The organism is Thiomonas sp. FB-Cd (genome assembly GCF_000733775.1).
Classification (GTDB): Bacteria; Pseudomonadota; Gammaproteobacteria; order Burkholderiales; family Burkholderiaceae_C; genus Thiomonas_A.
Window position 1 is genome coordinate 1,518,664 of record NZ_JPOE01000005.1, and the last position, 24,431, is coordinate 1,543,094.

The 24,431-nt window shown below is 62.0% G+C and carries 20 protein-coding genes and 1 riboswitch; of the genes, 14 read left to right on the top strand and 6 right to left on the bottom strand.

Going from position 1 to position 24,431, the window contains the following annotated elements:
* Positions 1-10 precede the first annotated feature (10 nt).
* Entirely contained in the window at positions 11-703 is a 693-nt protein-coding gene (urtE, locus tag CD04_RS0120835; protein WP_031410348.1) for an urea ABC transporter ATP-binding subunit UrtE, read from the top strand.
* 15 nt (positions 704-718) lie between these two features.
* Here the strand turns inward: urtE and CD04_RS0120840 are convergent, their stop codons facing one another.
* Positions 719-1,582 (bottom strand): urease accessory protein UreD, encoded by an 864-nt coding sequence (locus CD04_RS0120840; protein WP_031410350.1) that lies wholly within the window; start codon positions 1,580-1,582, stop codon positions 719-721.
* A 289-nt stretch (positions 1,583-1,871) separates the two neighbouring features.
* Between CD04_RS0120840 and CD04_RS0120845 the strand changes: the two genes are divergently transcribed.
* Positions 1,872-2,171, top strand: coding sequence for an antibiotic biosynthesis monooxygenase (locus tag CD04_RS0120845; protein WP_031410352.1), 300 nt, complete (start codon positions 1,872-1,874; stop codon positions 2,169-2,171).
* An 18-nt stretch (positions 2,172-2,189) separates the two neighbouring features.
* Positions 2,190-3,065 (top strand): alpha/beta fold hydrolase, encoded by an 876-nt coding sequence (locus CD04_RS0120850; protein ID WP_031410354.1) that lies wholly within the window; start codon positions 2,190-2,192, stop codon positions 3,063-3,065.
* Between the two features lie 400 nt (positions 3,066-3,465).
* Here the strand turns inward: CD04_RS0120850 and CD04_RS0120860 are convergent, their stop codons facing one another.
* The 5 genes from CD04_RS0120860 to CD04_RS0120880 form a co-directional block, all read right to left on the bottom strand.
* Positions 3,466-4,260: an enoyl-CoA hydratase-related protein gene (locus tag CD04_RS0120860; RefSeq protein WP_031410359.1), complete on the bottom strand. Its 795-nt coding sequence runs from the start codon at positions 4,258-4,260 to the stop codon at positions 3,466-3,468.
* Positions 4,260-5,531 (bottom strand): benzoyl-CoA 2,3-epoxidase subunit BoxA, encoded by a 1,272-nt coding sequence (gene boxA, locus CD04_RS0120865; RefSeq protein ID WP_031410361.1) that lies wholly within the window; start codon positions 5,529-5,531, stop codon positions 4,260-4,262. The genes CD04_RS0120860 and boxA overlap by 1 nt, the downstream gene beginning before the upstream one ends.
* Positions 5,532-5,602: 71 nt before the next feature.
* Complete coding sequence (boxB, locus tag CD04_RS0120870; protein WP_031410363.1) at positions 5,603-7,030, bottom strand: benzoyl-CoA 2,3-epoxidase subunit BoxB; 1,428 nt, start codon at positions 7,028-7,030, stop codon at positions 5,603-5,605.
* An 82-nt stretch (positions 7,031-7,112) separates the two neighbouring features.
* Positions 7,113-8,807 (bottom strand): 2,3-epoxybenzoyl-CoA dihydrolase, encoded by a 1,695-nt coding sequence (gene boxC / locus CD04_RS0120875; protein ID WP_369792862.1) that lies wholly within the window; start codon positions 8,805-8,807, stop codon positions 7,113-7,115.
* Between the two features lie 71 nt (positions 8,808-8,878).
* Positions 8,879-9,844 carry a helix-turn-helix transcriptional regulator gene (locus CD04_RS0120880; RefSeq protein ID WP_031410367.1) on the bottom strand — a complete coding sequence of 322 codons (966 nt, stop codon included), beginning with the start codon at positions 9,842-9,844 and terminating at the stop codon, positions 8,879-8,881.
* Between the two features lie 91 nt (positions 9,845-9,935).
* On the opposite strand from CD04_RS0120880, the gene CD04_RS0120885 reads away from it, so the two are divergent.
* The 11 genes from CD04_RS0120885 to atzF all read left to right on the top strand — a co-directional run bounded on the left by CD04_RS0120885 (position 9,936) and on the right by atzF (position 24,277).
* Positions 9,936-10,400, top strand: coding sequence for a DUF4863 family protein (locus CD04_RS0120885; protein ID WP_031410369.1), 465 nt, complete (start codon positions 9,936-9,938; stop codon positions 10,398-10,400).
* 183 nt (positions 10,401-10,583) lie between these two features.
* On the top strand, positions 10,584-12,173 hold the full coding sequence (locus tag CD04_RS0120890) for a benzoate-CoA ligase family protein (RefSeq protein WP_031410370.1): 1,590 nt from the start codon (positions 10,584-10,586) through the stop codon (positions 12,171-12,173).
* Between the two features lie 31 nt (positions 12,174-12,204).
* Positions 12,205-13,053, top strand: a complete 849-nt coding sequence (locus CD04_RS0120895; protein WP_051849542.1) for an alpha/beta fold hydrolase — start codon at positions 12,205-12,207, stop codon at positions 13,051-13,053.
* Positions 13,054-13,252: 199 nt separating this feature from the next.
* Complete coding sequence (locus CD04_RS0120900) at positions 13,253-14,128, top strand: alpha/beta hydrolase (protein ID WP_031410374.1); 876 nt, start codon at positions 13,253-13,255, stop codon at positions 14,126-14,128.
* Between the two features lie 315 nt (positions 14,129-14,443).
* Positions 14,444-14,550: riboswitch (guanidine-I (ykkC/yxkD leader) on the top strand.
* A 56-nt stretch (positions 14,551-14,606) separates the two neighbouring features.
* Positions 14,607-15,596, top strand: coding sequence for an ABC transporter substrate-binding protein (locus tag CD04_RS0120910; protein WP_031410376.1), 990 nt, complete (start codon positions 14,607-14,609; stop codon positions 15,594-15,596).
* Between the two features lie 66 nt (positions 15,597-15,662).
* Complete coding sequence (locus tag CD04_RS0120915) at positions 15,663-16,520, top strand: ABC transporter permease (RefSeq protein ID WP_031410378.1); 858 nt, start codon at positions 15,663-15,665, stop codon at positions 16,518-16,520.
* A gap of 13 nt (positions 16,521-16,533) precedes the next feature.
* A complete protein-coding gene (locus CD04_RS0120920) occupies positions 16,534-17,388 on the top strand; it encodes an ABC transporter ATP-binding protein (protein WP_031410380.1) in 855 nt (284 codons plus the stop codon).
* Positions 17,385-18,122: an urea amidolyase associated protein UAAP1 gene (locus tag CD04_RS0120925; protein WP_031410381.1), complete on the top strand. Its 738-nt coding sequence runs from the start codon at positions 17,385-17,387 to the stop codon at positions 18,120-18,122. The genes CD04_RS0120920 and CD04_RS0120925 overlap by 4 nt, the downstream gene beginning before the upstream one ends.
* 23 nt (positions 18,123-18,145) lie before the next feature.
* The gene (locus CD04_RS0120930; protein ID WP_031410382.1) at positions 18,146-18,793 is read left to right on the top strand and encodes an urea amidolyase associated protein UAAP2; all 648 of its coding nucleotides are present in this window, start codon (positions 18,146-18,148) and stop codon (positions 18,791-18,793) included.
* Between the two features lie 75 nt (positions 18,794-18,868).
* The gene (gene uca / locus CD04_RS0120935; protein ID WP_031410383.1) at positions 18,869-22,468 is read left to right on the top strand and encodes an urea carboxylase; all 3,600 of its coding nucleotides are present in this window, start codon (positions 18,869-18,871) and stop codon (positions 22,466-22,468) included.
* Positions 22,469-24,277: an allophanate hydrolase gene (gene atzF / locus CD04_RS0120940; protein ID WP_031410384.1), complete on the top strand. Its 1,809-nt coding sequence runs from the start codon at positions 22,469-22,471 to the stop codon at positions 24,275-24,277. It abuts the gene before it with no gap.
* Positions 24,278-24,431: the final 154 nt, after the last annotated feature.

Below are 24,431 nucleotides of genomic sequence, written 5' to 3' on the forward strand. Positions count from 1 at the left end.
GGGACACACCATGCTCCATCTCGAATCCGTCAACCAGTATTACGGTGGCAGCCACATCCTGCGCAACGTCAGCCTGGATTTGGAAAAAGGGCAGGTGCTCACGCTTCTTGGCCGCAACGGAGTGGGCAAGACCACGCTGCTGAAGTCCCTCATGGGCCTGGTTGGCATTCGTAGTGGAAGCATCATCATGGACGGGCAGCGCATTGACAACCTCCGGCCCGACGCGCGTGCACGCCTGGGCATCGGCTACGTGCCGCAGGGCCGCGAGATCTTCCCACGTTTGACGGTGGAGGAGAATTTGCGCATGGGGCTGGCCACCAAGCCCGCGGGAAGCGACATTCCGGCGGAGCTGTTTGAGTTGTTTCCTGTGCTCAGGCAGATGCTGCGGCGCCGCGGTGGAGACCTCTCCGGAGGGCAGCAGCAGCAACTCGCCATCGCGCGAGCGTTGGCCGCCGGTCCCAGGCTGCTGGTGCTGGATGAGCCGACTGAAGGAATCCAGCCGTCGATCATCAAGGATATCGAGCGGGTGATTCGGATGCTTGCCGCGCGCGGCGACATGGCCATCCTGCTTGTTGAGCAGTACTACGATTTCGCGCAGGCCCTTGCTGATCGCTATTGCGTCATGTCGCGCGGTGAGATCATTCGCGCAGGCGACGGCAACGCGATGGATGCTGACGGCGTGCGGGAGTTGCTCGCGGTCTGAGCGGACTGCCCCGCTTCAGGTGCGCCACACGCGTGGTGTGCAGGCGCCAAGGTGCCAAGCCACCGATCGCCACGCGGACCAGACTTCGGTCAGTGCGTGGTGGATCGGTTCAATGCGCGCTGCCAGCGTGCGCACGACAAGAACCTGCGGGTTCGGTTGCGTGGCCGCTGCATGCATCAGGCCGACGCGGCCGATTCGGCCATCCAGGCATTCCTGGAGCACTTCACGTGCTGCGCTCAAAAGGGCTTGGGCTCGCTCGCTCGCGATGGCGCTGCCCGCTGCGAACCACAGGGTTCCCATTGCCGTATGTCCGGCCAGACCACCCGGCGCACGAAGCAAGACGTCGTCTTGCGCGTCGATCCGTCCGCGCTCAAGCCAGATGCCCGGCAATTCCAAATGCTGCACGACATGCCCGCGCCGGAACGCTTGGCCCGCTGCTGGAAGCCCTATTGCCAGCATGTCCCATCCGATCATTTCGGCTCCGGTCTCCAGCGTGAACACTCCGCGGTTCTCCGCCAGGCAGGCATCGAAGGCCAGAGCCTCCAGTGGAAGCCATTCAAGCCGCGCGCCGGATTGCAGTTGCGCAAGGACCTGCTGCACAGCGGGCTGTCCCAAACTGCGGTAAAAGCGCGTGGCCCCGGGGGTTGTGATGAGAGCGTGGGCGTTTGCGCCGACGTCCACGGTGATCTCAATGCGGTCGCCACCGACCAGGCCACCCGGCGGGTGCACCAGAACATGGTGGCAAATTCCTGGGCCTTCTGGGCGCAAGGCAGCCAGGACCCGCACAGCGCCCGCATGCTGCCCGCGGTCGAGCGTTTTGCCGTTGACCGACGTGTACTGGAGATGCAAAACAGACCGCCAACTTCCTGGCGAATACATGAGCGGCAATGCCCCTGCATCAGGGGGACCGGAATGTGAGAGTGAGGGCATGCGAAAGCAATAGGGATGGCGACGTCGAGCCACCAACTGGCGCGACGCGCTCTTTTGGGATTGAGGAAGCGCAGAAGTGGGAATGCATCGCAGCTTACTGCGATCAAGAGCGTGCGCAAACGTGCACACGGTTCTTTTCCGATTCCAGTGTCGTGCAAGCCGGACACCAGGGCACGTCGCACGCCCCAGTCCTGACCGCGCTATCCTCAGGCATGTCACTCCCGAGCAAGGACGAACCATGATTCTGGAACTCGCCGATATCCGCATCCAACCTGGCCGCCAGGCCGAATTCGACGCCGCCATCGTGCATGGCGTGCAAAGCGTCATTGCCCACGCCCAAGGCTTTCGGGGCTACACGATCCAGAAGGGTATCGAAAGTCCTGAGCGGTATTTGCTGATGATTTCATGGGACACGCTGGAAGACCACACGGTTGCATTTCGTGGCTCGCCAGCCTTTGCGCAGTGGCGCGCCATCGTTGGTCCGTTTTTCGCGGAACCGCCTCACGTGGAGCACTTCACGCTGTTGCCTCAACCGTAGATGCAGCGGGCGCCGAAAATGTTCGAGAACTTCCGTCCTTTTCATATTTCCGCAGGCGATGTGCAAATCGCCGGGTGTGTCGGCGGAAGCGGGCCGCCGCTTTTGCTGTTGCATGGCCATCCGCAGACCCATGTGATCTGGCACAAAATTGCCGGGCGGCTGGCCGAAAACTACACGGTGGTGGCCACGGACCTGCGTGGGTACGGGGCCTCATCGAAGCCACACGGTCAGTCCGACCACAGCACCTACAGCAAACGTGCCATGGCGGCGGATCAGGTGGCAGTGATGCGCAGTCTGGGCTTCGATTCATTCTTCGTCTGCGCGCATGATCGCGGTGCGCGCGTGACACACCGTCTGTGCATGGACTCACCGAATGCCGTGCGCAAGGCCATCCTGCTCGACATCGCCCCCACGTTGGCGATGTATGAGCAAACCAACCGTGCCTTTGCCACGGCCTACTTTCATTGGTTCTTCCTGATCCAGCCCAGCCCGTTCCCGGAGACGATGATCGGTGCAGACCCGGATGCCTATATTGACGCCGTAATGGGACAGCGTTTTGCCGGCATGACGCCCTTCACGCCGGAGGCTCAAGCTGCATATCGGTCGGCGCTGCGCAGCGAAGGCGCGGTGCATGCGATGTGTGAGGACTACCGCGCCTCGGCATCGATCGATCTGGAGCATGACCGGCTGGACCGTGAGCAGGGGCGTCGCGTGCGATGCCCATTGCATGTGCTGTGGGGAAGCAATGGGATCGTTGGGCGACTTTTTGATCCCTTGCACGAGTGGGGCCTCGTGGCCGAGCAGGTAAGCGGTCACGCCGTGGATTGCGGCCACTACATTCCCGAGGAGGCTTCGGATGTCCTCGTGCAGGAGATCACGGCAACGTTGCTTTGATTGGCGTGCCAGTCGCGGGGTTGTTGCTCCGGCACGCAGCGGACGGACGTGATTGGCGCAGGGATCGTCGCCCAGCGTCGTGTTCGAAGCTGCGGCGCGCTTGGCCTGAGGTTGACATCGCGCGCGGCCGCCATTGGGCTGTACGTGCATGCCAGTTTTCGCCGCAGGCCGGGGACGCGATGCCGGATCTGGCGCTAGTCCGCGCCTTCGTCATGCGTATGGCGCCATTGCAGGACGATGGAATTGCGCAGTCCAAGGTCCCATATCGGATGCGCTCGACAATCACAGCGATGCCTTGGCTGACGCGCCGGCGCCGCTCGCTGCAAGCGCATAGCGGTCGCCAGAGCGCCCAAGCGGATTAAACCGATGCGCACACCGCGTAAATCGACTCAGGGGCGGCTCATCGTGGAATCCAGGCGGCGGGGCGTTTGGCAAGAAACGCTGCGAACCCCTCGCGTGCCTCATCACCGCCGCGCACGCGAGTGATGGTTTGTGCGGTCAACTCACGCACTTCTGCCGTGATCGGGCCGACTTCAAGCCCGGAAAAGAGCTGCTTGATCTCGCGCTGCGCATCGGGAGCCCCGGCCAGCAGCTCCGCGGCCATGGCGTCAATGGCCTCGTCGAGCCTGGCAGGCGACACGACGTCGTGCACGAGTCCAATGCGCAATGCTTCTGCGGCATCGATGCGCATGGTGGTCAGCGCCAGGCGTCGTGCCTGGCGGCGGCCTACCGCATTGGTGACATAGGGTCCAATCACCGCAGGAAGGATGCCGAACTTGGCCTCGCTGACGGCAAAGGTTGCGTTGTCCGCAGCAATCGCAATGTCACAGGCGCAAATCAGACCGACTCCCCCGCCAAGGGCGGCGCCTTGCACTCGCGCCACTGTGGGCTTAGGGCAGGAGTCGATGCGCCAGAGCATCGCGGCGAAACGCCGTGCGTCTTCCAGGTTCCATTCGTGCGAGGCCTGACTGGCACGTTGCATCCACTGCAGATCGGCGCCCGCGCTGAAGTGCTTGCCATCCCCAGCCAGCACGATGACGCGTGTGGCGGGGTCCTCGGCAAGCTCCGAGAAGACACGATCGAGTTCGCCGATCATGGCTTCGTCGAAAGCATTGAAGACGGCCGGGCGCGACATGCTGACTTGGGTCACGCCAGCCGACCGTCGGGTCACCAGCAAGGTTCGCAGTGACTCCATCAGTAGGTCTCCAGATGAAGACGGCCTTGGCGTTTGAGCGCCGCCGCAAGTGTCTCCCAAGCCATGCCGGCTTCGGAGACAACATCCTGAAGCGCCAGCATGACGCCTTCTTCCATTGCCTTGAGACCGCAAACATAGATACACGTGTTTGGATCGGCGAGCAGTTCCGCGAGGTCGGCGCCGCGCTCGCGCATGGCATGCTGCACGTAGCGTTTTGGCTGTCCCGGAGTGCGCGAGAAGGCGAGGTTGATATCGATGAAGTCCTTCGGCAGGTTTTGCAGCGGCCCAAAGTACGGCAGCTCCTCCTTGGTGCGCGCTCCGAAGAACAGCATGAGTTTTCCACCGTCAAATTTTCCGGACTGCCGAAGCCGCCGGCGCCACTCCGTCATCGCGCGCATGGGGGCACTGCCGGTGCCTGTGCAGATCATCACGATGTTGGAACGCGGGTGGTTGGGCATCAGAAAGCTGGCGCCAAAGGGCCCGATCACGTGCACCTTGTCGCCGATGCGCAGATCGCACATGTAGTTCGATGCCACGCCACGCACGGCGTTGCCCTGATGATCTTCGAGCACCCGCTTGATCGTCAGTGACAGGTTGTTGTAGCCAGGCCGTTCGCCGTTTCGTGGGCTTGCGACAGAGTACTGGCGGGCATGGTGCGGACGTCCCTGGGCATCCGCGCCCGGCGGGATGATGCCGATGGACTGCCCCTCGAGGACAGGGAAGGGCATCGATCCGAAATCAAGCACGATGTGGTGCGTGTCATAGTCTGTGCCAACTTCCGTCACGCGCACATTGCCCACGACCGTCGCGATGATCGAGTGTTCAGGTGCCTTCGGGCCGTATAAGTTCGTGTAGGCATGGGCGGCTGACCAAGGCGGGATCGTTGCACCGAAGCTGCCACCCTTGAGCGTGGATTGATCGCCCGCGGGCGCAGTCGCTACATCCGACTCAAGCGGCTGTGGGATCTGCGCTGCGCTGGCATCAGCGAGTTGCTCCGCACTGAGTTCTGCTGGGAGCGTGTCCCATGCCAGCTGTTCCGTGACGCTGTAGGCGGCGTGGCGCTGCAGCGTGCGCCAGTTATCGATGGAGCCCGTAGGGCACGGTGAGATGCAATCCATGCACATATTGCACTTGCTGGCATCGACCACATAATTGCGCGAGTCGTGGGTAATGGCTCCGACCGGGCAAGTGGCTTCGCAGGTGTTGCAGCGGATGCAGATCTCAGGGTCGATCAGATGCTGACGGATGAGTGTGGTGGCAGCCATGTCCATGGCGGTCTCCATAAGGCGGTGCGCGTCGGCTCAGGCGGGTCTGCCGTGGGCGGCGCGCACATCGCATGCGATCAATTGAAGCGAACGTACTCGAAGTCTGCAGGCTGGCGATTGATGCCCATCACCGGCGGCGCGATCCAGTTGGCAAATCGACCGGGCTCCACAACGCGGCCCATCAGCGACGCGACGAATACCCGATCAGCCGGGCTGGGAAGCCAGTCATTGACTTTCGCATTCCACTCGGCCTCACTCACGACACGCCCGTCCGGTGCCACCTTGACATCGGCCAGTGTGCCAATGCTGCGGTGGAATGCCTTGTGGGGCACTTTGAGCCGGAAGGCGATGCCGGCCTTCTCGATAACTTTGTTCCAGCGTTCGACCCCGCCAACGCTGTCCTTGATGTAGTCGTCGCGCAAGACCTCGTTGAGCGCGTTGAGCATCGGCACCTCCTGCTCAACCAGGGCGTCGCCGCGCACCTGCAGAACCTTGTAGCTATCGTGCTTGAGCATGTGGTCGTCGGTGCGCTTGCCTTCCTCGAAGCGTCCCTTCAAGCCCGTGGAGTAGAAGGTGGCGGCGTTGCTCGACTGATCGGCTCCAAATAGATCGATCGTGACGCTGAAATGAAAATTCAGGTAGCGCTGAATGGTCGGCAGATCGATGACGCCAGCCGCACGCAGCTTGGCGGGATCGTCAGTCCTGAGTTCGTTCATGATCTGACATGTCCGCTGGATCACGCGCGACACGCCCGATTCGCCAACGAACATGTGATGCGCCTCTTCGGTGAGCATGAACTTGGTCGTTCGGGCCAATGGGTCGAAGCTGGATTCGGCCAAGGCACACAGCTGGAATTTGCCGTCGCGGTCTGTGAAATAGGTGAACATGAAAAACGACAGCCAGTCGGGAGTTTCCTCGTTGAACGCCTGGAGGATCCGCGGGTTGTCCTGTTGGCCGCTTCGGCGTTCAAGCAACGCGGCGCCCTCTTCACGACCATCGCGTCCGAAGTACTTGTGCAGAAGGTAGACCATGGCCCAAAGGTGGCGCCCCTCTTCGACGTTGACCTGGAAGAGGTTGCGAAGGTCGTAAAGGCTGGGAGCGGTGAGGCCGAGATGACGCTGCTGCTCGACCGAGGCCGGCTCGGTGTCGCCTTGGGTGACGATGATGCGTCGAAGGTTGGCGCGATATTCACCGGGGACGTCCTGCCAAACGTTCTCGCCCATGTGGTCGCCAAAATGAATCTTGCGTGCCGGGTCGGCCGGGTTGAGAAAAATGCCCCAGCGGTACTCGGGCATCTTGACGTGGCCGAATTGCGCCCAGCCCTGGGGGTCAACGCTGACGGCAGTGCGCAGATACACGTCAAAGCCCTGGGAGCCATCCGGACCCATGTCACTCCACCAGTTGAGGTAGTTGGGCTGCCACTGCTCCAGCGCGCGCTGGAGCGTGCGGTCCTCGTTGAGGCGCACATTGTTGGGAATCTTTTCGCTGTAGTCGATGTTGGCCATCTTGGTCTCCAATCCTGAAGTAAATCCGGTGAACACAACGCATGGGCAGCGCGCCATCCGGCATCGCGCTGCAGGGTGAAGATCAGACGCGGTTCCAATCGAAGGCCGCTTTGTCGCCCTTGCCGTAGACTTTCAAAGCGCCTTTGTCGCCGACCGCATTGGGCCGCTGGAAAATCCAGTTTTGCCAGGCCGTCAAGCGGCCAAACACGCGTGTGAACATGTTTTCAGGACCGTTGAAGCGCAGGTTGGCCTCCATCCCGGTCAGGGCGTCAGGCGACATGGCCACGCGCTCTTCAATGGCGATACGAATCTCGTCTGCCCAGTCGATGTCGTCAGGGTTGCTGGTCACGAGCCCCAAGGCGAATGCGGCGTCCGCATCGAGCGCCTGGGTTGCCTTGTCACGCACGGCATTGAGTGGTGCATCTTCGCCGTAGAAGCGGCGCTCCAGCCGACTCTGGCCAGTGACCATCGGAAAAAGCCCGAAGTTGACTTCGTCGACAACGATTTTCGGTGCGCGCGCCGGGTCGTCCGGCAGCGCCAGCTGATAGATGCGGTCGCAGGCCAACGCAAGCTCAAGCAGGGTGCCAGCAAAGCACGAGCCGGGCTCCACCAATGCAAACAAGCTGCGCGACGAGACATCAAGCCGACTCAGGGTGCGTCGAAGAAGCCCGATGGTCTCACGCACGAGCCAATGGCCCCGGTTGGCCATCAGCGTGGCGTCAAGCAATCGCACGGCATCGGCTTCGCCCTCGGTCTTGATCAGCCAGGTGCCAATGTCGAGTTCGTTGGTGCGCATCGACAAAATGGCATCGTCGAGTTCGCGCACCATTTGCAGCGGGTACCACGCTGCGCCAAGGGCTTCGATCGCCGCCATGTCCGCAGGCTGGTTGCCGCGCGGGCCCTTGATGGTGAAGGTTGCCGTGCGCTTGGTGCGGTCGATCGCGACGGTGACGTTTGAATAACGCAACACGTCGACCTCAAGGTGACGCTCAATCGGGGTCAGGGCCACACCCTTGCCGCTTGCAGGGCGGTCGCTGGTGGCTGCCAGCTCGAGCGCGCGTTGTTGCACGGTATGCGCGAAAACTGCGGGTTTGGCGATGGCGTCAACGAGGCGCCAGTCCTTCGCCTTTTGACCACGCACACCTTCGGCGGTGGTGCAGAAGATGTCTGCAAGATCATGTCGCACGTGACGCTTGTCGGTGATGCGTGTGAGGCCGCCTGTCCCGGGCAGGACGCCCAGGAGGGGGACCTCGGGAAGGCTGACGGCGCTGGAGCGGTCATCGATCAGGATGATCTCGTCGCAAGCCAGGGCAAGTTCGTAGCCGCCGCCGGCGCAAGCACCATTGATCGCGGCGAGAAATTTCAGCCCGCTATGACGGGATGCATCTTCCATGCCGTTGCGTGTTTCGTTTGTGAACTTGCAGAAGTTGACCTTCCAGGAGTGGCTCGAGAGGCCCAGCATGAAAATATTCGCCCCGGAGCAGAAGACCTTGTCCTTGAGGCTGGTCAACACGACGGTACGGACCTCGGGGTGCTCGAATCGGATGCGATTGAGGGCGTCGTTGAGTTCAATGTCGACGCCAAGGTCATAGCTGTTGAGCTTGAGCTTGTAGCCCGGGCGCAAGCCGGCGTTTTCGTCGAAATCCGCCGCCAGGGTCGCAATCGGACCGTCAAAGCTGAGTTTCCAGTGTTTGTAGCGAGAAGGGTCGGTCCGGTAATCGACCTGAGACGACTGAGTCACTTGAGTGCTCCTTGAACGTGTGGCAACAAAATGCATATCCAATCGAAAGGCAGAATAATGCATGTTTTCGCCGGGAGCAAGCACTTTATTGCATTCTGATTGCGGGTTTACCCCTGGTTTTGAATTGCATCGCGAACGATGTGACGCAGCGTGAGAAACGTGGGGTGGAGCGGCTGGGCGCTGGTGTCGATGCTGAACTCAGCTTTGGAGTAAAACGCTGCGCGTCCGGCAAGAATGCTCTTGAGGTCGTGCATGGCCTCTTCGCTCGACGCCATCGGGCGCAGGTCACCCTGCGCGACGACGCGCTTCATATGGTCCTCTGGGCTTGCCTTGAGCCAGACCGTCGTGCAGTGGGCGAGCAGGAGATTGAAAGTCGAAGCATCGGAAACCAGGCCACCGGGGGTGGCAATGACGGCCTCCGAGTAGATCTGAATGGATTCTTCGATGGCCCTGCGCTCGTAGCGCCGGTAGGCATTCATGCCATAGAGCGACTGGATTTCGGCGACGCTACAGCCCGCGAACTTCTCGATTTCTCGGCTGAGTTCGATGAACGGAAAGCCAAGATCCTCCGCGAGCATCTTGCCAAGGGTGGACTTGCCCGCACCACGAAGGCCAATAAGTGCGATGCGCGAGCTGTGCCTGGCATTTTCACCGCCGGTCCCAAGCATCTCGCCGATTGATACGCGCACGCGCCGTAGCGTCCCTTCATCGCGGTGCTCGAGCAGTTCGCGGATCAGCAGCCATTCGGGTGATGAGGTCGTGATGTCGCCCAGAATCTCGGCAAGCGAGCACTGCAGGGCCTGCGACACCTGCAACAGCACGAGAATGGACGCGTTGCCGATGCCCCCTTCCAGATTCGCGAGGTGGCGCTCAGATACATCAGACGCCAACGCGACCGCCTTGCGCGTGAGGCCGCGGCGGGCACGCAAGGCGCGCACGCGTTCGCCCAGCGCGACCAGAAAGGGGTTGCGTTCCGTATCCGCTTGGGCTGGCTCGCGCATCGACGCGCGGACGGACTGCGCGGGGGCCGTCAAGGCCTCCCCATGATTCATATGCAATATAGTGCTTGACATAGCTGATTGGGAAAACTAAAGTCTGAATACGCAAAATACTGCATATTTGAGGCGGCGGCAAGCGCGACAATGGACAAGGAGCCGGGAAAACATGACATCTGCTGACCTACATCAACACATCGCACAAATTGCGGCGCAAATCCAGGATCTACCGCTCAATGGCGAGCTTGAGGCCTGGCTGAACCGCGAGCACGGCGCGGGAAGTTCCACGTTTGAGCAGATCAAGCGGGCCTGTCAATCGGGTGTCGACGCGGGTTGGCTGTGTCAGCGCGAGTCCGGGGGGATCCGCTATGGGCGCGTTTTCAAACCTTCGACCGAGTTGCGCGGTTTTTCGGTCGACGTAGTTGACATGCATGACGTTGCGGGGCCGCATCACGCGCATCCGACGGGTGAGATTGACCTGATCATGCCGCTTGACGCGGGCGCTGAGTTCGACGGTCGGCAGGCCGGATGGCTTGTCTATCCCCCCGGTTCGGCGCACAGGCCCACGGTCAGCAAGGGTCGAGCCCTGGTGCTCTACCTGTTGCCCGAAGGGCGCATCGAGTTCACGTCCTGATGGGGAGCATGAAGCGATGCGCAACATTCGGCGTGATGGCGGGGTTGGCCGCCTTGTGTCGAATGCGCACATCGGGGCACACCACAGTGCACACTGCGGGCGCGCGTGAAGGCGCTGGCTCAACACAAACCAATTCAAGCCGTGCATGTTGAAACGGCAAACACGCCATCAAAGGAGACCACCTTGAGCGCCGAACAGAACGCACCGCCCTTGCAATCCCGGTTCAACTTCGCCCAGTATCTGTTGGAGTGCAACGCCGGTCGCATCGAGAAACTCGCCTACGTCGATGACTTTGGCGCACTGAGTTATGGCGAGCTTGGTTTGCGCGTGCGCCAGATGGCCGCAGGACTGCGCAGCCTTGGCTTGAAGCGGGAAGAGCGGGTGTTGCTTGTGATGCAGGACTGCAACGACTGGCCCGTAGCGTTTCTTGGCGCCATGTATGCCGGCCTCGTCCCCGTACCTGTGAATACCCTGCTAACTGCTGACGACTATGCCTACATGCTCGAGCATTCACGGGCGCAAGCGGTCCTCGTGTCGGGTGCGGTTCTGCCCGCGCTGACGGCGGCGATGATCAAATCCGACCATGAGGTGCAAAAAGTGATTGTCTCGCACCCGGTGGCGCCGCTGCATCCGGCCGAGGTCGAATACGAGACCTTCGTGAAGGCCCATGCTCCGGCGCCGCGGCCTGCATCGACGGGGCCTGATGATCCCGGCTTCTGGTTGTACTCGTCAGGCTCGACCGGTCGTCCGAAAGGGGCCGTGCATTCGCACTCCAACCCCTATTGGACCATCGAGCTCTACGCCAAGGCTGTGCTTGGGTTGACCGAAACTGACGTCTGCTTCTCAGCGGCAAAGCTCTTCTTTGCCTACGGGTTGGGCAATGCGCTGAGCTTCCCCCTCGGCGTTGGCGCCACCGTCATCCTGATGGCGGACCGGCCAACGCCCGATGCGGTCTTTCGACGCTGGCAGGCAGGGGTCAGTGGCATTCAACCCACGATTTTTTTCGGGGCGCCGACGGGATACTCCGGGATTCTTGCCCATCCGCAATTGCCTGCGCGGGGCGAGGTGGCGCTGCGGCTGGCATCGTCGGCCGGGGAAGCTCTGCCTGCGGAGATTGGCGAGCGGTTCAAGCGCCATTTTGGAGTCGACATTGTCGATGGCATCGGCTCGACCGAAATGTTGCACATCTTTCTATCCAATCGACCGGAGCGCATTCGGTATGGCACGACGGGTTGGCCGGTGGCTGGGTATGAGATTGAATTGCGTGGTGACGGCGAGAAGGCCGTGCCCGACGGCGAGCCCGGTGATCTGTACATCCACGGCCCGTCCAGCGCCCTGATGTATTGGGGCAACCGCGATAAATCGCGCGAGACCTTCCAGGGGGGGTGGACGAAGAGCGGAGACAAATACATTCGCAATGCGGACGGAAGCTACACCTACGCCGGGCGCAGCGACGACATGCTCAAGGTCAGTGGCATCTATGTTTCGCCCTTCGAAATCGAAGCCACACTTGTCCAGCATCCATCGGTGCTGGAAGCAGCTGTTATTGGCACTCCCGATGCGGAGGGTCTGACAAAGACCAAAGCGTTCGTGGTCCTCAAACAAGGCCACCAGGTCAGCGAGGCCGAGTTGAAGGTCTTCGTCAAGGATCGACTGGCCCCCTATAAATATCCGCGCCTGATCGAATTCGTCGACGACCTTCCCAAAACGGCCACAGGAAAGATCCAGCGCTTCAAGCTGCGCCAGCGCGAAGCTGCCGCTGCTTCCCACTAACCCCTCACAACGCGCGATACCACCGATGTCAATGAATTCGGATCACCAAGGAGAGGGTACAAAGCACCAGGCTGAACACGATGATCCGCACTTCGCCGAGATTGACTGGGCTGGGCGACGTGTGCGCATCGAATACCAATGGGTCAGCCGCCATCTGTCCCAGGCTCCACTGCTCATCTTCCTGCATGAGGGTCTCGGCTCGCTGGCGATGTGGAAGGACTTCCCGCGGCGCATGTGCAGCGCTGCGCAATGCCGGGGACTGGTATTTTCGCGACCCGGATATGGTCGATCGACGCCACGCGCTCCGGATGAACTGTGGCAGCCGGACTTCATGCATCGCCAGGCCTGCGAGGTTCTGCCACGTCTTCTCGATGCGCTTGATGTGAGCCCGCAGCGAACCCGACCCTGGCTATTTGGGCATAGCGACGGCGGGTCGATCGCTTTGCTCTACGCCGCAAAGTTTCCTCGCTCCGTGGCGGGTGCCATCGTCGTGGCGCCCCATATCTTTGTGGAGGCGAAATCGGTTGCCAGCATCGAGGAGGCCCGCATGGCCTACCTTGAAACCGATCTGCCAAAACGCCTCGGGCGCTACCACGACGACCCCGATTCTGCGTTTTGGGGCTGGAACCGCATCTGGCTGGACCCGAAGTTCCGCAACTGGTCGATCGAGCAGGAAATCGCCAAGATCCGCTGCCCGACGCTTGCCGTGCAGGGCACGGATGACGAGTATGGGACCCTGGAGCAGATTCGCGGCATAGGCCGACTCGTGCCCACCGCCGAGTTGCTGGAAATCGCCCATTGTGGGCATTCTCCCCATCGCGACCGAAGCGACCAACTCATCGATGCCACGGTGCAGTTCATGGCGTCTCATGCGGAGTAGCTCGCGCCGTCGCGACAAGATTCGTCGTTTTTCGCGAAAGCCGAGCCTCTTGTGTTGCCTTGCCGATTGCCGATTGCCCGATTTGCCGCTCAAGCGCAGCCGGCCTGCTCAAAATCCCAGCCCCGTCCCATGGCGGCGAGGCATCCATGCGGTCAGTCGCAAACGGTTGCTTCCAGGACCGATCAACCTATTGCAAAACGTGAAAACCCCATACTCGGAATATCTCTGCGTCTTTGGCAGGCGTGTTCACCTGCGTCGTTGGGGGCGTGCATCCGCAAAGCCCCTGTTTTTACTGCATGGCTGGATGGATGTATCGGCATCGTTTCAATTCATCGTTGACCATCTCTCTGGCGATTGGAACGTCATTGCTGTCGACTGGCCTGGTTTCGGGCTCTCGGACTGGCTCAACCGGACCTATTATTTTCCGGACTATCTGGCAGTTCTTGATGCGGTCCTTGACAGGTATTCCCCATTCAGGGGGGCGCGGTTGGTGGGGCATAGCATGGGCGGCAATATTGCCTGTCTTTATGCGGGCATCAGACCGCATAGGGTGGAGGCAGTCATGTCCTTGGAGGGTTTCGGGATCGCCCCGACGAGCCCGGCCATGGCGGGTGAGCGCGTGATCAAGTGGCTGGATCAGATCAAGGACGTTCGGCATCCGAAGCGCTATGCGAACCGTCAAGCTGTCGTGACCCGTCTGCTGGGGCGAGATCCCTATCTGACACAAGAGAAGGCGGAGTTCCTGGCGACGCACCTCACGTGCGGGGGGGATGTTGATCTGGCTTGGGCTGCCGATCCATTCCATCGCGTTGCGAATCCCGTTCTTTATCGCCTCGATGAATCCGCGGCGATCTGGCGGAACATTACCTGTCCAGTGATCTGGGTTGTGGGCCGGGAGTCGGCGATCCACGAGGAGTTCGCGGCGCGCCCAGGTGACTGGGATATGCGCCAATCGTGTTTTCTGAAATTCAAGGAAATCTGGGTCGACGATGCAACGCACATGCTGCATCATGACCGCCCGGATGTGATCGCCAGGTTGATCGACCACGAACTCAACGCCGCCCCACCACCCTAAAGGGCTGCGGCCAGGGTCCACGCGTGCATCGCGCGCACGACAGTGATCGAGCGGTCGCCACGCATGCGATCCGAGTACGGCGTGCCCATGCGCGTCAGCCATTTGCACCAATGCGGTGGCATGCTGCAGGAATTTTCTGAAAAAGCACCAAAATCGATTATTAGCGCACCAAAAAAGCGTTAATTGCGACCAGGAAGGCTGCACCACTCGCACCGGGTGATGGTGCCTTCGTTCCCCCGCATGTCAGAGCCCCTGCTTCGAATTTCTGGCACATTTCCTGCTTGAGTGGAATCAGGAGGCGCGATGCATGCGCGCACTAAGGTGGGCTAGGGTTCCGGTCGCAGTCAGTGGCGATGTCTGGTCCAAGAGCCTGCCGGCCCTGCCAAGGCAGGGCTCCACGGAGGGATAAAAGCCCGGGAGGTCGCCGCATCAAGGCGCGCCTCCCGCCCGTGTCCCACACTCTCACCTGGAGCCCGCCATGTCCCTGTTGCGCCAACTGATCCGAAAAATCCTTCCGGTCGCAGGCCTGTTCACCCTGGCCTTGCATCCGATTCCCTCATTTGCCCAAGTCACACTGGGGCTGTCGGACTGGCCGGGCTGGGTCGCGTGGTACGTCGCCGAGAAGGAGGGGTACTTCAAGAAGTACGGAGCCGACGTCAAATTGGTCTGGTTCCCGGACTACATGACCTCGGTCAATGCCCTGTCGGCGGGACAAATCGACGCAAATTGCCAGGCCCTCATCGATACGCTTTCTCCCGTCGAGAAGGGGGTTCCCGCCAAGGTGATCCTCGTCACGGACAACTCCGCGGGCAATGACGCGCTGATGGTGAACAACAGCATCAGGAGCTTCTCCGAACTCAAGGGCAAGACCGTGGGCGTGGAGATTGGCTCCATCGAGAACTACCTCGCCGCCACTGCACTGAAGATGAACGGCATGAGCGAGAAGGACGTGAACTTTGTGAATATGTCCACGGGGGATGCGGCTGCGGCGTTGATTGCGGGCAAGGTGCCGGCGGCCGGCGTCTGGAACCCTTGGATCCAGCGCATTGAGCAACACAAGGCAGGGCATGCACTGTTCACGAGCAGCTCCGCACCGGGTCTGATTCCCGACGTCGTGTACGCGCGCAACGCCGCGCTGGCTGCGCACCGCAAGGACTTCGTCGCCATGACCAAGGCATGGTTCGACGCGGTGAAGTTCATCGAGAAGAACCCGGAGAAGGCAGCCGAGATCATGGCGCCGCACGTCGGACTCAAGCCGCAGGAGTATGCGCTCGGCTTGGCCGGTACCAAGCTCTTTGGAGCGCAGCTGAACCTGCAGGCCATGAGCAAAGGCAACGTACCTGTCTCGCTCTACAAGAGCACGGCGGACACGGCAGCGTTCCTCGTCGCGCAAAAGGCCATCACCGCCACGCCTGACCCGGCCTCATTCATCGACGCCAGCATCGTGAAGGCAGCGATGGCGCATTGACGCCGACGGCCCATGACACAGCCCATCCACCGCAATGCCCAAGCGCATCGCGTCAACGGAGCTCCCATGAGTGCACAACCTCTCGAAGCCGGCGCCGCGTTGCCGCAACTCCTGCAGCCACGCCCCTCGGGGACGCGCCGCTGGAAGGAACGCATGCGTATCCGCGCCACCATTCCCAAAGGCGTTTACGTCCTGCTTTCCGTCTGCGGCTTTTTGCTGCCCCTCATCACATGGCAATTGGTTGCGTCCAGCGGTTGGGTCGGATCGCTCTTTCTCCCGTCACCCGCGGACGTGGTGCAAAGCTTTGCCGATTGGTTGCGCAGCGGGCTATCGGGCGACACGTTCATCAGCATCTACCGCGTGGTCATGGGCTTTTGCATTGCCGCAATCATCGGCGTGCCGCTGGGTCTTTACATCGGAGCCTACAAGTGGTTTGAGGCGCTGCTGCAGCCCATCAATGACTTCGTGCGTTACATGCCCGCCTCGGCCTTCATTCCGCTTGTGCTGTTATGGGTGGGGATCGGCGAAGGCTCCAAGATTGCCATCATTTTCATTGGCGTGATTTTTCAAGTCATCGTGATGGTGGCTGACGCCGTGCGGCGCGTTCCGGAAAACTATCTGGAGGTCGCCTACACGATGGGCGCCACGCAGGGGGAGGTCCTCGGCCTGGTGGTGTGGCGCGGCATTCTGCCCGAGCTGCTGGATATCCTGCGCATCAACATGGGCTGGGCCTGGACATACCTGGTCGTGGCCGAGATGGTTGCCGCCAACAGTGGCTTGGGCTTCCAGATTTTGCAAAGCCAGCGCTTTCTCAACACGCCCAAGATCTTTGTAGGCATCTTTGTCATCGGGCTCATCGGACTGCTGTTCGACCTTGCGTTCCGCTGGGCCTATCGGTTGGCATTTCCCTGGAAACGAGCCTGAGGAGTCTGAAATCATGGCGCAATCGGAAGTGCAGTTCGATGCGGTCAGCAAAAGCTTTGCGCGCCGCAACGAGCCGCCGCTGCTGGTTCTCGACCGCGTTTCGATGCGGGTCGAGCCAGGTGAGCTGCTGGTTCTCGTTGGGGCATCGGGCTGTGGCAAGTCCACGCTTCTGCGCATCCTCGCCGGGCTCGAGAGCTACGACACCGGGCGGCTCATCCTGGATGGTCAGCCTGTTCACGGCCCAGGTGCCGATCGCGCGATGGTGTTCCAGCATTACAGCCTCTATCCCTGGCTGACGGTCAAGGACAACATTCGCTTTAGCCGTCAACTCAAGGTGGTTCGCGAGAACCTCACCAGCAATGACGTCGAGGTCGCGTCTGGCCGCTCCGATGCCTTGCTCCAGCTCATGGGCTTGGCGCATGCAGCAGGCTATTACCCCAACCAGCTCTCGGGCGGCATGCAGCAGCGCGTGGCCATTGCCCGCGCGCTCATGAACCGTCCCAAGCTGCTGTTGATGGACGAACCCTTCGGCGCGCTGGACGCGCAGACCCGGGAAGTGATGCATGACTTGATCCGTCATGTGCACCAGCTTGAGGGAACGACCATCGTTTTCGTCACGCACGACGTTGAGGAGGCGCTGTACCTGGGTGACCGCGTTGTGGTGATGGCGCCGCGGCCCGGCCGCATCGACAGCATTGTCAACGTGCCCTTTGGCAGGCGGCGAGATCAGGACTTGAAGATCACGCCGGAATTCCTGGCCATCAAGCGTCAGATTCTGCAGCGCATTCGAGAGACTTCGGGCATGAAGACCGACCTCGAGCAACTGGATCAGCTCAGCAAGCACTTGGAACAAGGAGAGCACGCATGACGCAGAGCGTCAATCCCGTATGCACCGAAGCCTTCCTTTGGGAGGAGGTGCTTCCCGGAGGCTGCCACTGGTCGGGCTCGCTGCGGCGCGGAACCGCCCTGCGCATTACCGACACGGGCGGTCGGGCCAACCTTTCAGCGCTGTTGTACCGCGCCGACGAGAAGCTTGAGCGGTACAACATGCCTGACACGCTGAAGGCCCAGCACACATCCATGCTCACGCGCGGGCACGCTCTGTATTCCGATATGGGACGGGTCATGTGCTCGATCACGGCCGATACCTGTGGCTGGCACGACACCATTGGTGGGCTGTCGACCGATGAAGGGATCGAGGCCCGGTACGGGAAGGCGAGCTACCAGACCCACCGCAACGCGATGTACCGTAGCGCGGAGGATGGTCTTCTTATCGAACTTGGCAAGTATGGTCTGGGCCGCCGTGATCTGGTGCCCAACGTCAACTTCTTCAGCAAGGTTATGGCCGACCGTGACGGCAGGCTGCACTTCGATCTGGCTCATGGCCGTGCCGGCGCGTGGCTGGACCTGCGCTTCGATATGGACGTGCTGGCTGTGCTCTCCGCAGCCCCGCACGCCCTTGATCCTCGACCGGATTACGCCCCGGCCGACATTGTGCTTACGGCATGGCGTTGCGGACCCGCAGACGCGACCGATCATTGCCGCAACGCGTGCGCCGAAAACCAGCGGGGCTTTTACCGCACCGAGCTACTTTACCGTTGAACCTGACTGTGGACTGAATCGCCATGAGCTCTTTCAATCTCGTCGAAAGCCCCCTCGACCCACAGGCAGCCACGTACGACCACGTCTTGCCAGCTGGCGAGGGTTGGCTGCATCCAATCAAGGCTGGCCAGACGTTTCGCATCCTGGACTTGGAAGGCAACCAGGCCGTGGACACCCTTTTCTACAACGCGGAAGACTTCACGGAGCGCTACAGCGCGACCGAGACCATGAGGCACCAGGGTGCCCTTTACCTTACTGCAGGCAGTCGGTTGATGTCCACCCGCGGCCGCGAGATGCTTGCCATTACGGCCGATACCTGCGGTCGTCACGACACGTTGGGCGGTGCCTGCGCGGCCGAGAGCAATGCCGTGCGCTACGCGCTGGACAAGCGATCGATGCATTCATGTCGCGAGACCTTTCTCAGATGCCTGTACCAGTACGACGGCGGGTTGACCAAGCGCGATCTCACGAGCAATATCAATTTCTTCATGAACGTACCGGTGACCCCAACGGGCGGGCTTGAATTCGCCGACGGCGTTTCCGCGCCGGGCAAATATGTCGAAATGCGAGCTGCAATGGATGTGCTGTGCCTCATTTCCAACTGTCCGCAGCTGAACAATCCGTGCAATGCCTACAACCCGACTCCGGTGCGGCTGCTGATCTGGAATTAGTCCCATCCACAGCCCACCGGGACGGCCCGGTCCGGGTAACCTCATGCACTGCGGGACGACCCGCCGCAGCACGCCATGTTTGACTCTGTCCTGATCGCCAATCGAGGCGTTATCGCCTGCCGCATCATCCGCACACTCAAGCGCATGGGGATTCGCGCCATCGCGGTGTATTCCGAAGTCGATCGCGACAGCGCGCACGTGCGCATGGCCGACACTGCAGTGTGCATCGGACCTGCACCGGCCAGCCAGAGCTATCTCAAGGCCGAGGCGATTCTGGAGGCGGCACGGCAGACCGGTGCAAAGGCCATTCACCCTGGGTATGGATTTCTGTCCGAAAACCCGGATTTCGCCGCGGCTTGCGAGGCCTCGGGCATAGCCTTCATTGGCCCGACGCCAGACCAGATGCGCGCCTTTGGCCTGAAGCACACGGCGCGGCAGCTGGCACAACAAAACGGCGTGCCGTTGCTCCCCGGGACAGGACTCCTGGACGATGCTGGGCATGCCCTGGCGGAGGCACGGCGCATCGGCTTTCCGGTGATGCTCAAAAGCACAGCTGGCGGTGGCGGCATCGGCATGCAACTAATCTGGAGTGAAGATCAGTTGCACGAAGCCTATGCCCGCGTTGATCGCCTGGCGCGAGCCAACTTCAAGGAGGCGGGCATTTACCTGGAGAAGGTCGTGCAGGCGGCGCGACACATCGAGGTGCAGATCTTTGGCGATGGAGCTGGCCATGTTGTGCACTTGGGCGAGCGTGACTGCTCGGTGCAGCGGCGCAACCAAAAGGTGATTGAGGAAACACCAGCGCCCAACCTGCCGGCGCGCGTTCGCCGGTCCCTGTGCGAAACCGCAGTGCGCCTGGCGCAAAGCGTCCGCTATCGCAACGCCGGTACAGTGGAATTTGTGCTGGATGCCGAAACAGGCGCGTTCTATTTTCTCGAGGTCAACACCCGGCTTCAGGTCGAACACGGCGTCACCGAGGAGGTTGCCGGTGTGGATCTGGTGGAGTGGATGGTTCGCCAGGCCGCGGGCGAGTCACCGGGTGTGGGCTACGACCATGTGCCCCGCGGCCATAGCATTCAAGCCCGTGTCTATGCGGAAGATCCAGCCAAAAACTTCCAGCCAGCGACCGGCTTGCTCTCCGAGGTTGTTTTCCCCGACACGGCACGGGTGGAGACTTGGGTTGAACCCGGGAGCGACGTCAGCGCGTTCTACGACCCCATGCTGGCTAAAGTCATCGTGCATGGTGCCGACCGTGCTGAGGCGCTGTCGCGTCTACGCGAAGCGCTATCGGCAACGCGCCTGTATGGATTCGAGACGAATTTGGGATACCTGCGGCAGATCGCGGCGGATGCGACGTTCGCGCAGGGCCAACAGACCACACGCTACCTCAACGGGCTCGCGTACTCGGCGCGTACCGCGGATGTGTTGGAGCCTGGCGTGCAAACCACTCTGCAGGATTGGCCAGGCCGCTTGGGCTACTGGGACGTGGGCGTGCCACCGTCTGGCCCGATGGATGCACTGGCCCACCGCGCGGCAAACCGGCTTCTGAATAACGCCGCCGACGCGGCGACCCTGGAGATCACGTTCGCCGGGCCTACGTTGCGCTTCAACACCGATACGGTGATCGCCCTCACCGGGGCTGAGATGGGGGCGCGACTGGACGGTGAGCCATTGAAGGGGTGGCGTAGCCACGCCGTGCGGGCCGGACAGATTCTTGCGCTTGGCAGTGTGGGCGGTGGCGGTTGCCGGGCCTATTTGGCGGTCGCCGGTGGGTTCGAGGCGCCAATCTACCTCGGTAGCCGGTCGACATTCACGCTGGGCAAGTTTGGCGGCCATGCGGGGCGCACCTTGCGCGCAAGTGACGTGCTTCATGTGGGGCTGAACCCGCAGGCGCGCTCGGGCATCGAGGTGCCACAGTTCGCGCAGCCGACCTATCCCGCGTCCTGGGAGATTGCTGTGCGCTATGGCCCGCATGGCGCCCCGGACTTTCTGACTGACGCCGACGTGGCCATGCTGTTCGCCACGGACTGGGAGGTGCATTACAACTCCAACCGCACCGGAGTGCGGCTCATCGGGCCCAGGCCCCAGTGGGCGCGAGCCGACGGCGGTGAGGCTGGGCTGCACCCATCGAACATTCACGACAACGCCTATGCCATCGGCAGCATTGACTTCACGGGGGACATGCCGATCTTGCTGGGACCCGACGGGCCGAGTTTGGGGGGCTTCGTCTGCCCGGGAGTGATCGTGACAGCCGACCTGTGGAAAATGGGGCAGCTGCGCCCGGGCAATACGGTGCGTTTCGTACCGGTGGGCCTGGACGAAGCGCTCCGGCTCGAGACTGCGCAAGACGCCGCGCTGGAAGATCTGAATGCGCCTCTGGATCCGCCGCTGGCGGCGGCGTCCGCGCTCGAATCCCCCGTCGTTGCATCTGCCGCCAGCTCCGAGCGCGCCGTGGGCGTCGTTTACCGCGTGGCAGGCGACAAAAACCTTCTGGTTGAATACGGGCCACTTGTGCTCGATCTTGAGCAGCGCTTTCGTGTGCATGCCCTGATGCAGTGGCTTGAGGCGTCCGGCTTGCCGGGCATTGTCGATCTGACGCCAGGAATTCGCTCACTGCAGATTCACTATGACAACCGCAGACTTCCGCTGCATGCGCTGCTCGACGCGCTCAAGCGAGCCGAGGGCGAGTTGCCACCCGTGGAGACGATGGAACTGCCGACGCGTATCGTGCATCTGCCTCTGAGCTGGGACGATCCTGCCACCCGTCTTGCGATCGAGAAGTACATGGCCGGCGTGCGCAAGGATGCACCGTGGTGTCCAAGCAATATCGAGTTCATTCGGCGCATCAACGGGCTCGATTCCATCGACGATGTCCTGCGTATCGTCTTTGAGGCAAGCTATCTCGTGCTCGGCTTAGGTGACGTGTACCTTGGCGCGCCCGTGGCCACGCCGCTGGATCCGCGCCACCGACTGGTCACCACCAAGTACAACCCGGCGCGGACCTGGACCCCGGAGAATGCGGTCGGCATCGGTGGTGCCTACATGTGCGTGTATGGCATGGAAGGCCCGGGTGGCTACCAGTTCGTCGGTCGCACCCTTCAGATGTGGAACCGCTGGCGGCAGACGAATGTGTTTACCGATGGCAAGCCCTGGCTGCTGCAGTTCTTTGACCAGATCCGCTTTTTCCCGGTGAGTACCCAGGAGCTGGAAACCATCCGCGCGGACTTTCTGCATGGGCGCTATCAGGTTGACATACGTGAGGATACGTTCCGTCTCGCCGATTATCGGCGCTTCCTCGCCGACCACGCTGCAGGCATTGACGCGTTTCAGACGCGGCAGCGCAAGGCTTTTGCCGAGGAGCGTGAGCGCTGGGCGCAAGCCGGCGAGACCGACTGGGCCAGCGATGCAAGCATCGCTGAGGCGTCGACTGATAGTGAGATCGATCTGCCACAAGGCAGCCGCCGGGTTGCCAGTCACGTTGCCGGCAGTGTGTGGAAAGTCTTGGTTGAGCCCGCCCAGACCGTGAATGCAGGCGACGTCCTGTGCATCCTCGAGTCGATGAAGATGGAGATCAGTGTGGCAGCCCCAGTCGACGGTGTCGTGGAGCGGCTGCTGTGCCGGGAAGGTGGCGAGGTGAGTGCTGGACAGAATTTGGTGGTATTGACGGAGACCTGAATGCCCACGAGCCTGACGTTTTCTGCGCTGCTCAGCGCGTATCGAACCCATGCCCTGACCCCCACGGCGCTCGTGGAGGAGTTGTTGGCCCGCAATGCACGCTATCCCGACCACGCCATCTGGATCACGCCGCCGGAGCGAGGGCGTCTGCTTGCGCGCGCTCGCGAGCTGGAGGCGCGTGGCATGGACGGTTTGCCGCTGTACGGCATTCCCTTCGCGATCAAGGACAACATCGACGTGGCTGATGTGCCAACCACCTGTGCCTGCCCGTCCTTCGCCTACACGCCGCGGCAGTCCGCCACAGTTGTGCAGAGGCTTCTCGACGCTGGGGCCATTCCAGTTGGCAAGACAAACCTCGACCAGTTCGCCACCGGGCTAAATGGCACACGCTCACCCTATGGCGCGTGCCGAAACGCCTTCAACCCCGATTACATCTCCGGCGGATCGAGCGCGGGATCGGCGGTGTCTGTAGCGTTGGGTTTGGCGAGTTTCTCGCTGGGTACCGACACCGCGGGCTCGGGGCGCGTGCCGGCGGCGTTCAACAATCTCGTCGGGCTCAAGCCGACCTGCGGCTTGTTGTCCACGCACGGTGTGGTGCCCGCTTGTCGTTCGCTGGATGTGGTTTCGATCTTCGCGCTCTGCGCGGAAGACGCGCAGCAGGTGTTTGGCGTGGCGTTGAGTGAGGATCCGGCCGATCCCTATTCCCGTGCCGCGCAACCGCATGGATTCGACTTCGGTCACGCGCCGCGTTTTCGATTTGGCGTGCCGGCGCGCAAGGACCTGGAGTTCTTCGGCGATGCCGAGTCCGCGGCTTTGTTTGACGACGCCGTGGCGCGTCTGCGGGATCTGGGCGGCGAGGAAGTGGATCTCGATTTTGCGCCGTTCATCGACACCGCGCGCCTGCTCTATGGCGGGCCCTGGGTCGCCGAGCGCTACCAGGCCATCCGCGCGTTCATTGACGCCCAACCCGAAGCCTTGTTTCCAGTGACGCGCGACATTACCCTGGGCGGCGCCAAGCCGTTGGCCGCCGACGCTTTTGCCGCGCAGTACCGGCTGCGCGACCTCAAGCGTGTGTGCGACCGCGTCTGGAAGGACGTGGATTGCGTGATTACGCCAACCGCAGGCACCATCTACACACGAGCCGAGATGCTGGCCGAGCCCATCGCGCGCAATACCGACCTCGGCCTGTACACCAACTTCATGAACCTGCTTGACTACGCGGCCATTGCCGTGCCCGCCGGTTTCCGCGGCGATGGCCTGCCGTTCGGCGCGACACTGTTCGCTCCGGCGCACCAAGACGTGCCGCTGCTGCACTTGGCGGCGCGTTGGCAACGGACCATTGAGCGGCCCTGCGGCGCTGTTGAAACCACGCCTTCAGCGCAGTCCCCGGCAGTGCCGTCGCCCGTGCCCAGCGGCCAGATGCGCGTCGCGGTGGTGGGTGCCCATCTCAGCGGCTTGCCGCTGAACGGGCAGCTCACATCGCGCGGTGGGCGCTTGGTGGTGGAAACACGCACCGCGCCGGGGTACCGGTTTTATGCCTTGCCCGACGGCAAGCGCCCGGGTCTGATTCGCGTCGCCAGCGGCGGCGCATCCATCGCCTGCGAAGTGTGGGAGCTTCCCGCCAGCACCTTTGGCAGCTTCGTGGCTGGCATTCCCGCGCCGCTAGGTATCGGCAGCGTCATGCTGGAAGATGGCAGCGCCGTCGCCGGCTTCATCTGCGAAGGCATTGGCATCGAAGGCGCACGGGACATTACAGCCTTTGGGGGCTGGCGCGCCTATCTCGCCGCAGCAGCCGCAACCGCGGCCTGACCGAGCCGCGGGAGGGCCAGTTCTGCCGCAGTCCTGATGCGTGCTACGGGGTGTTATTGGTTCTCCTGGAACCCTCCAACACAGGCATATACGGGATGGTTGATGACGCCCGCGGGGGCCACGGTCTCCAGATTGACGCGAGTGTCCGCGCGTG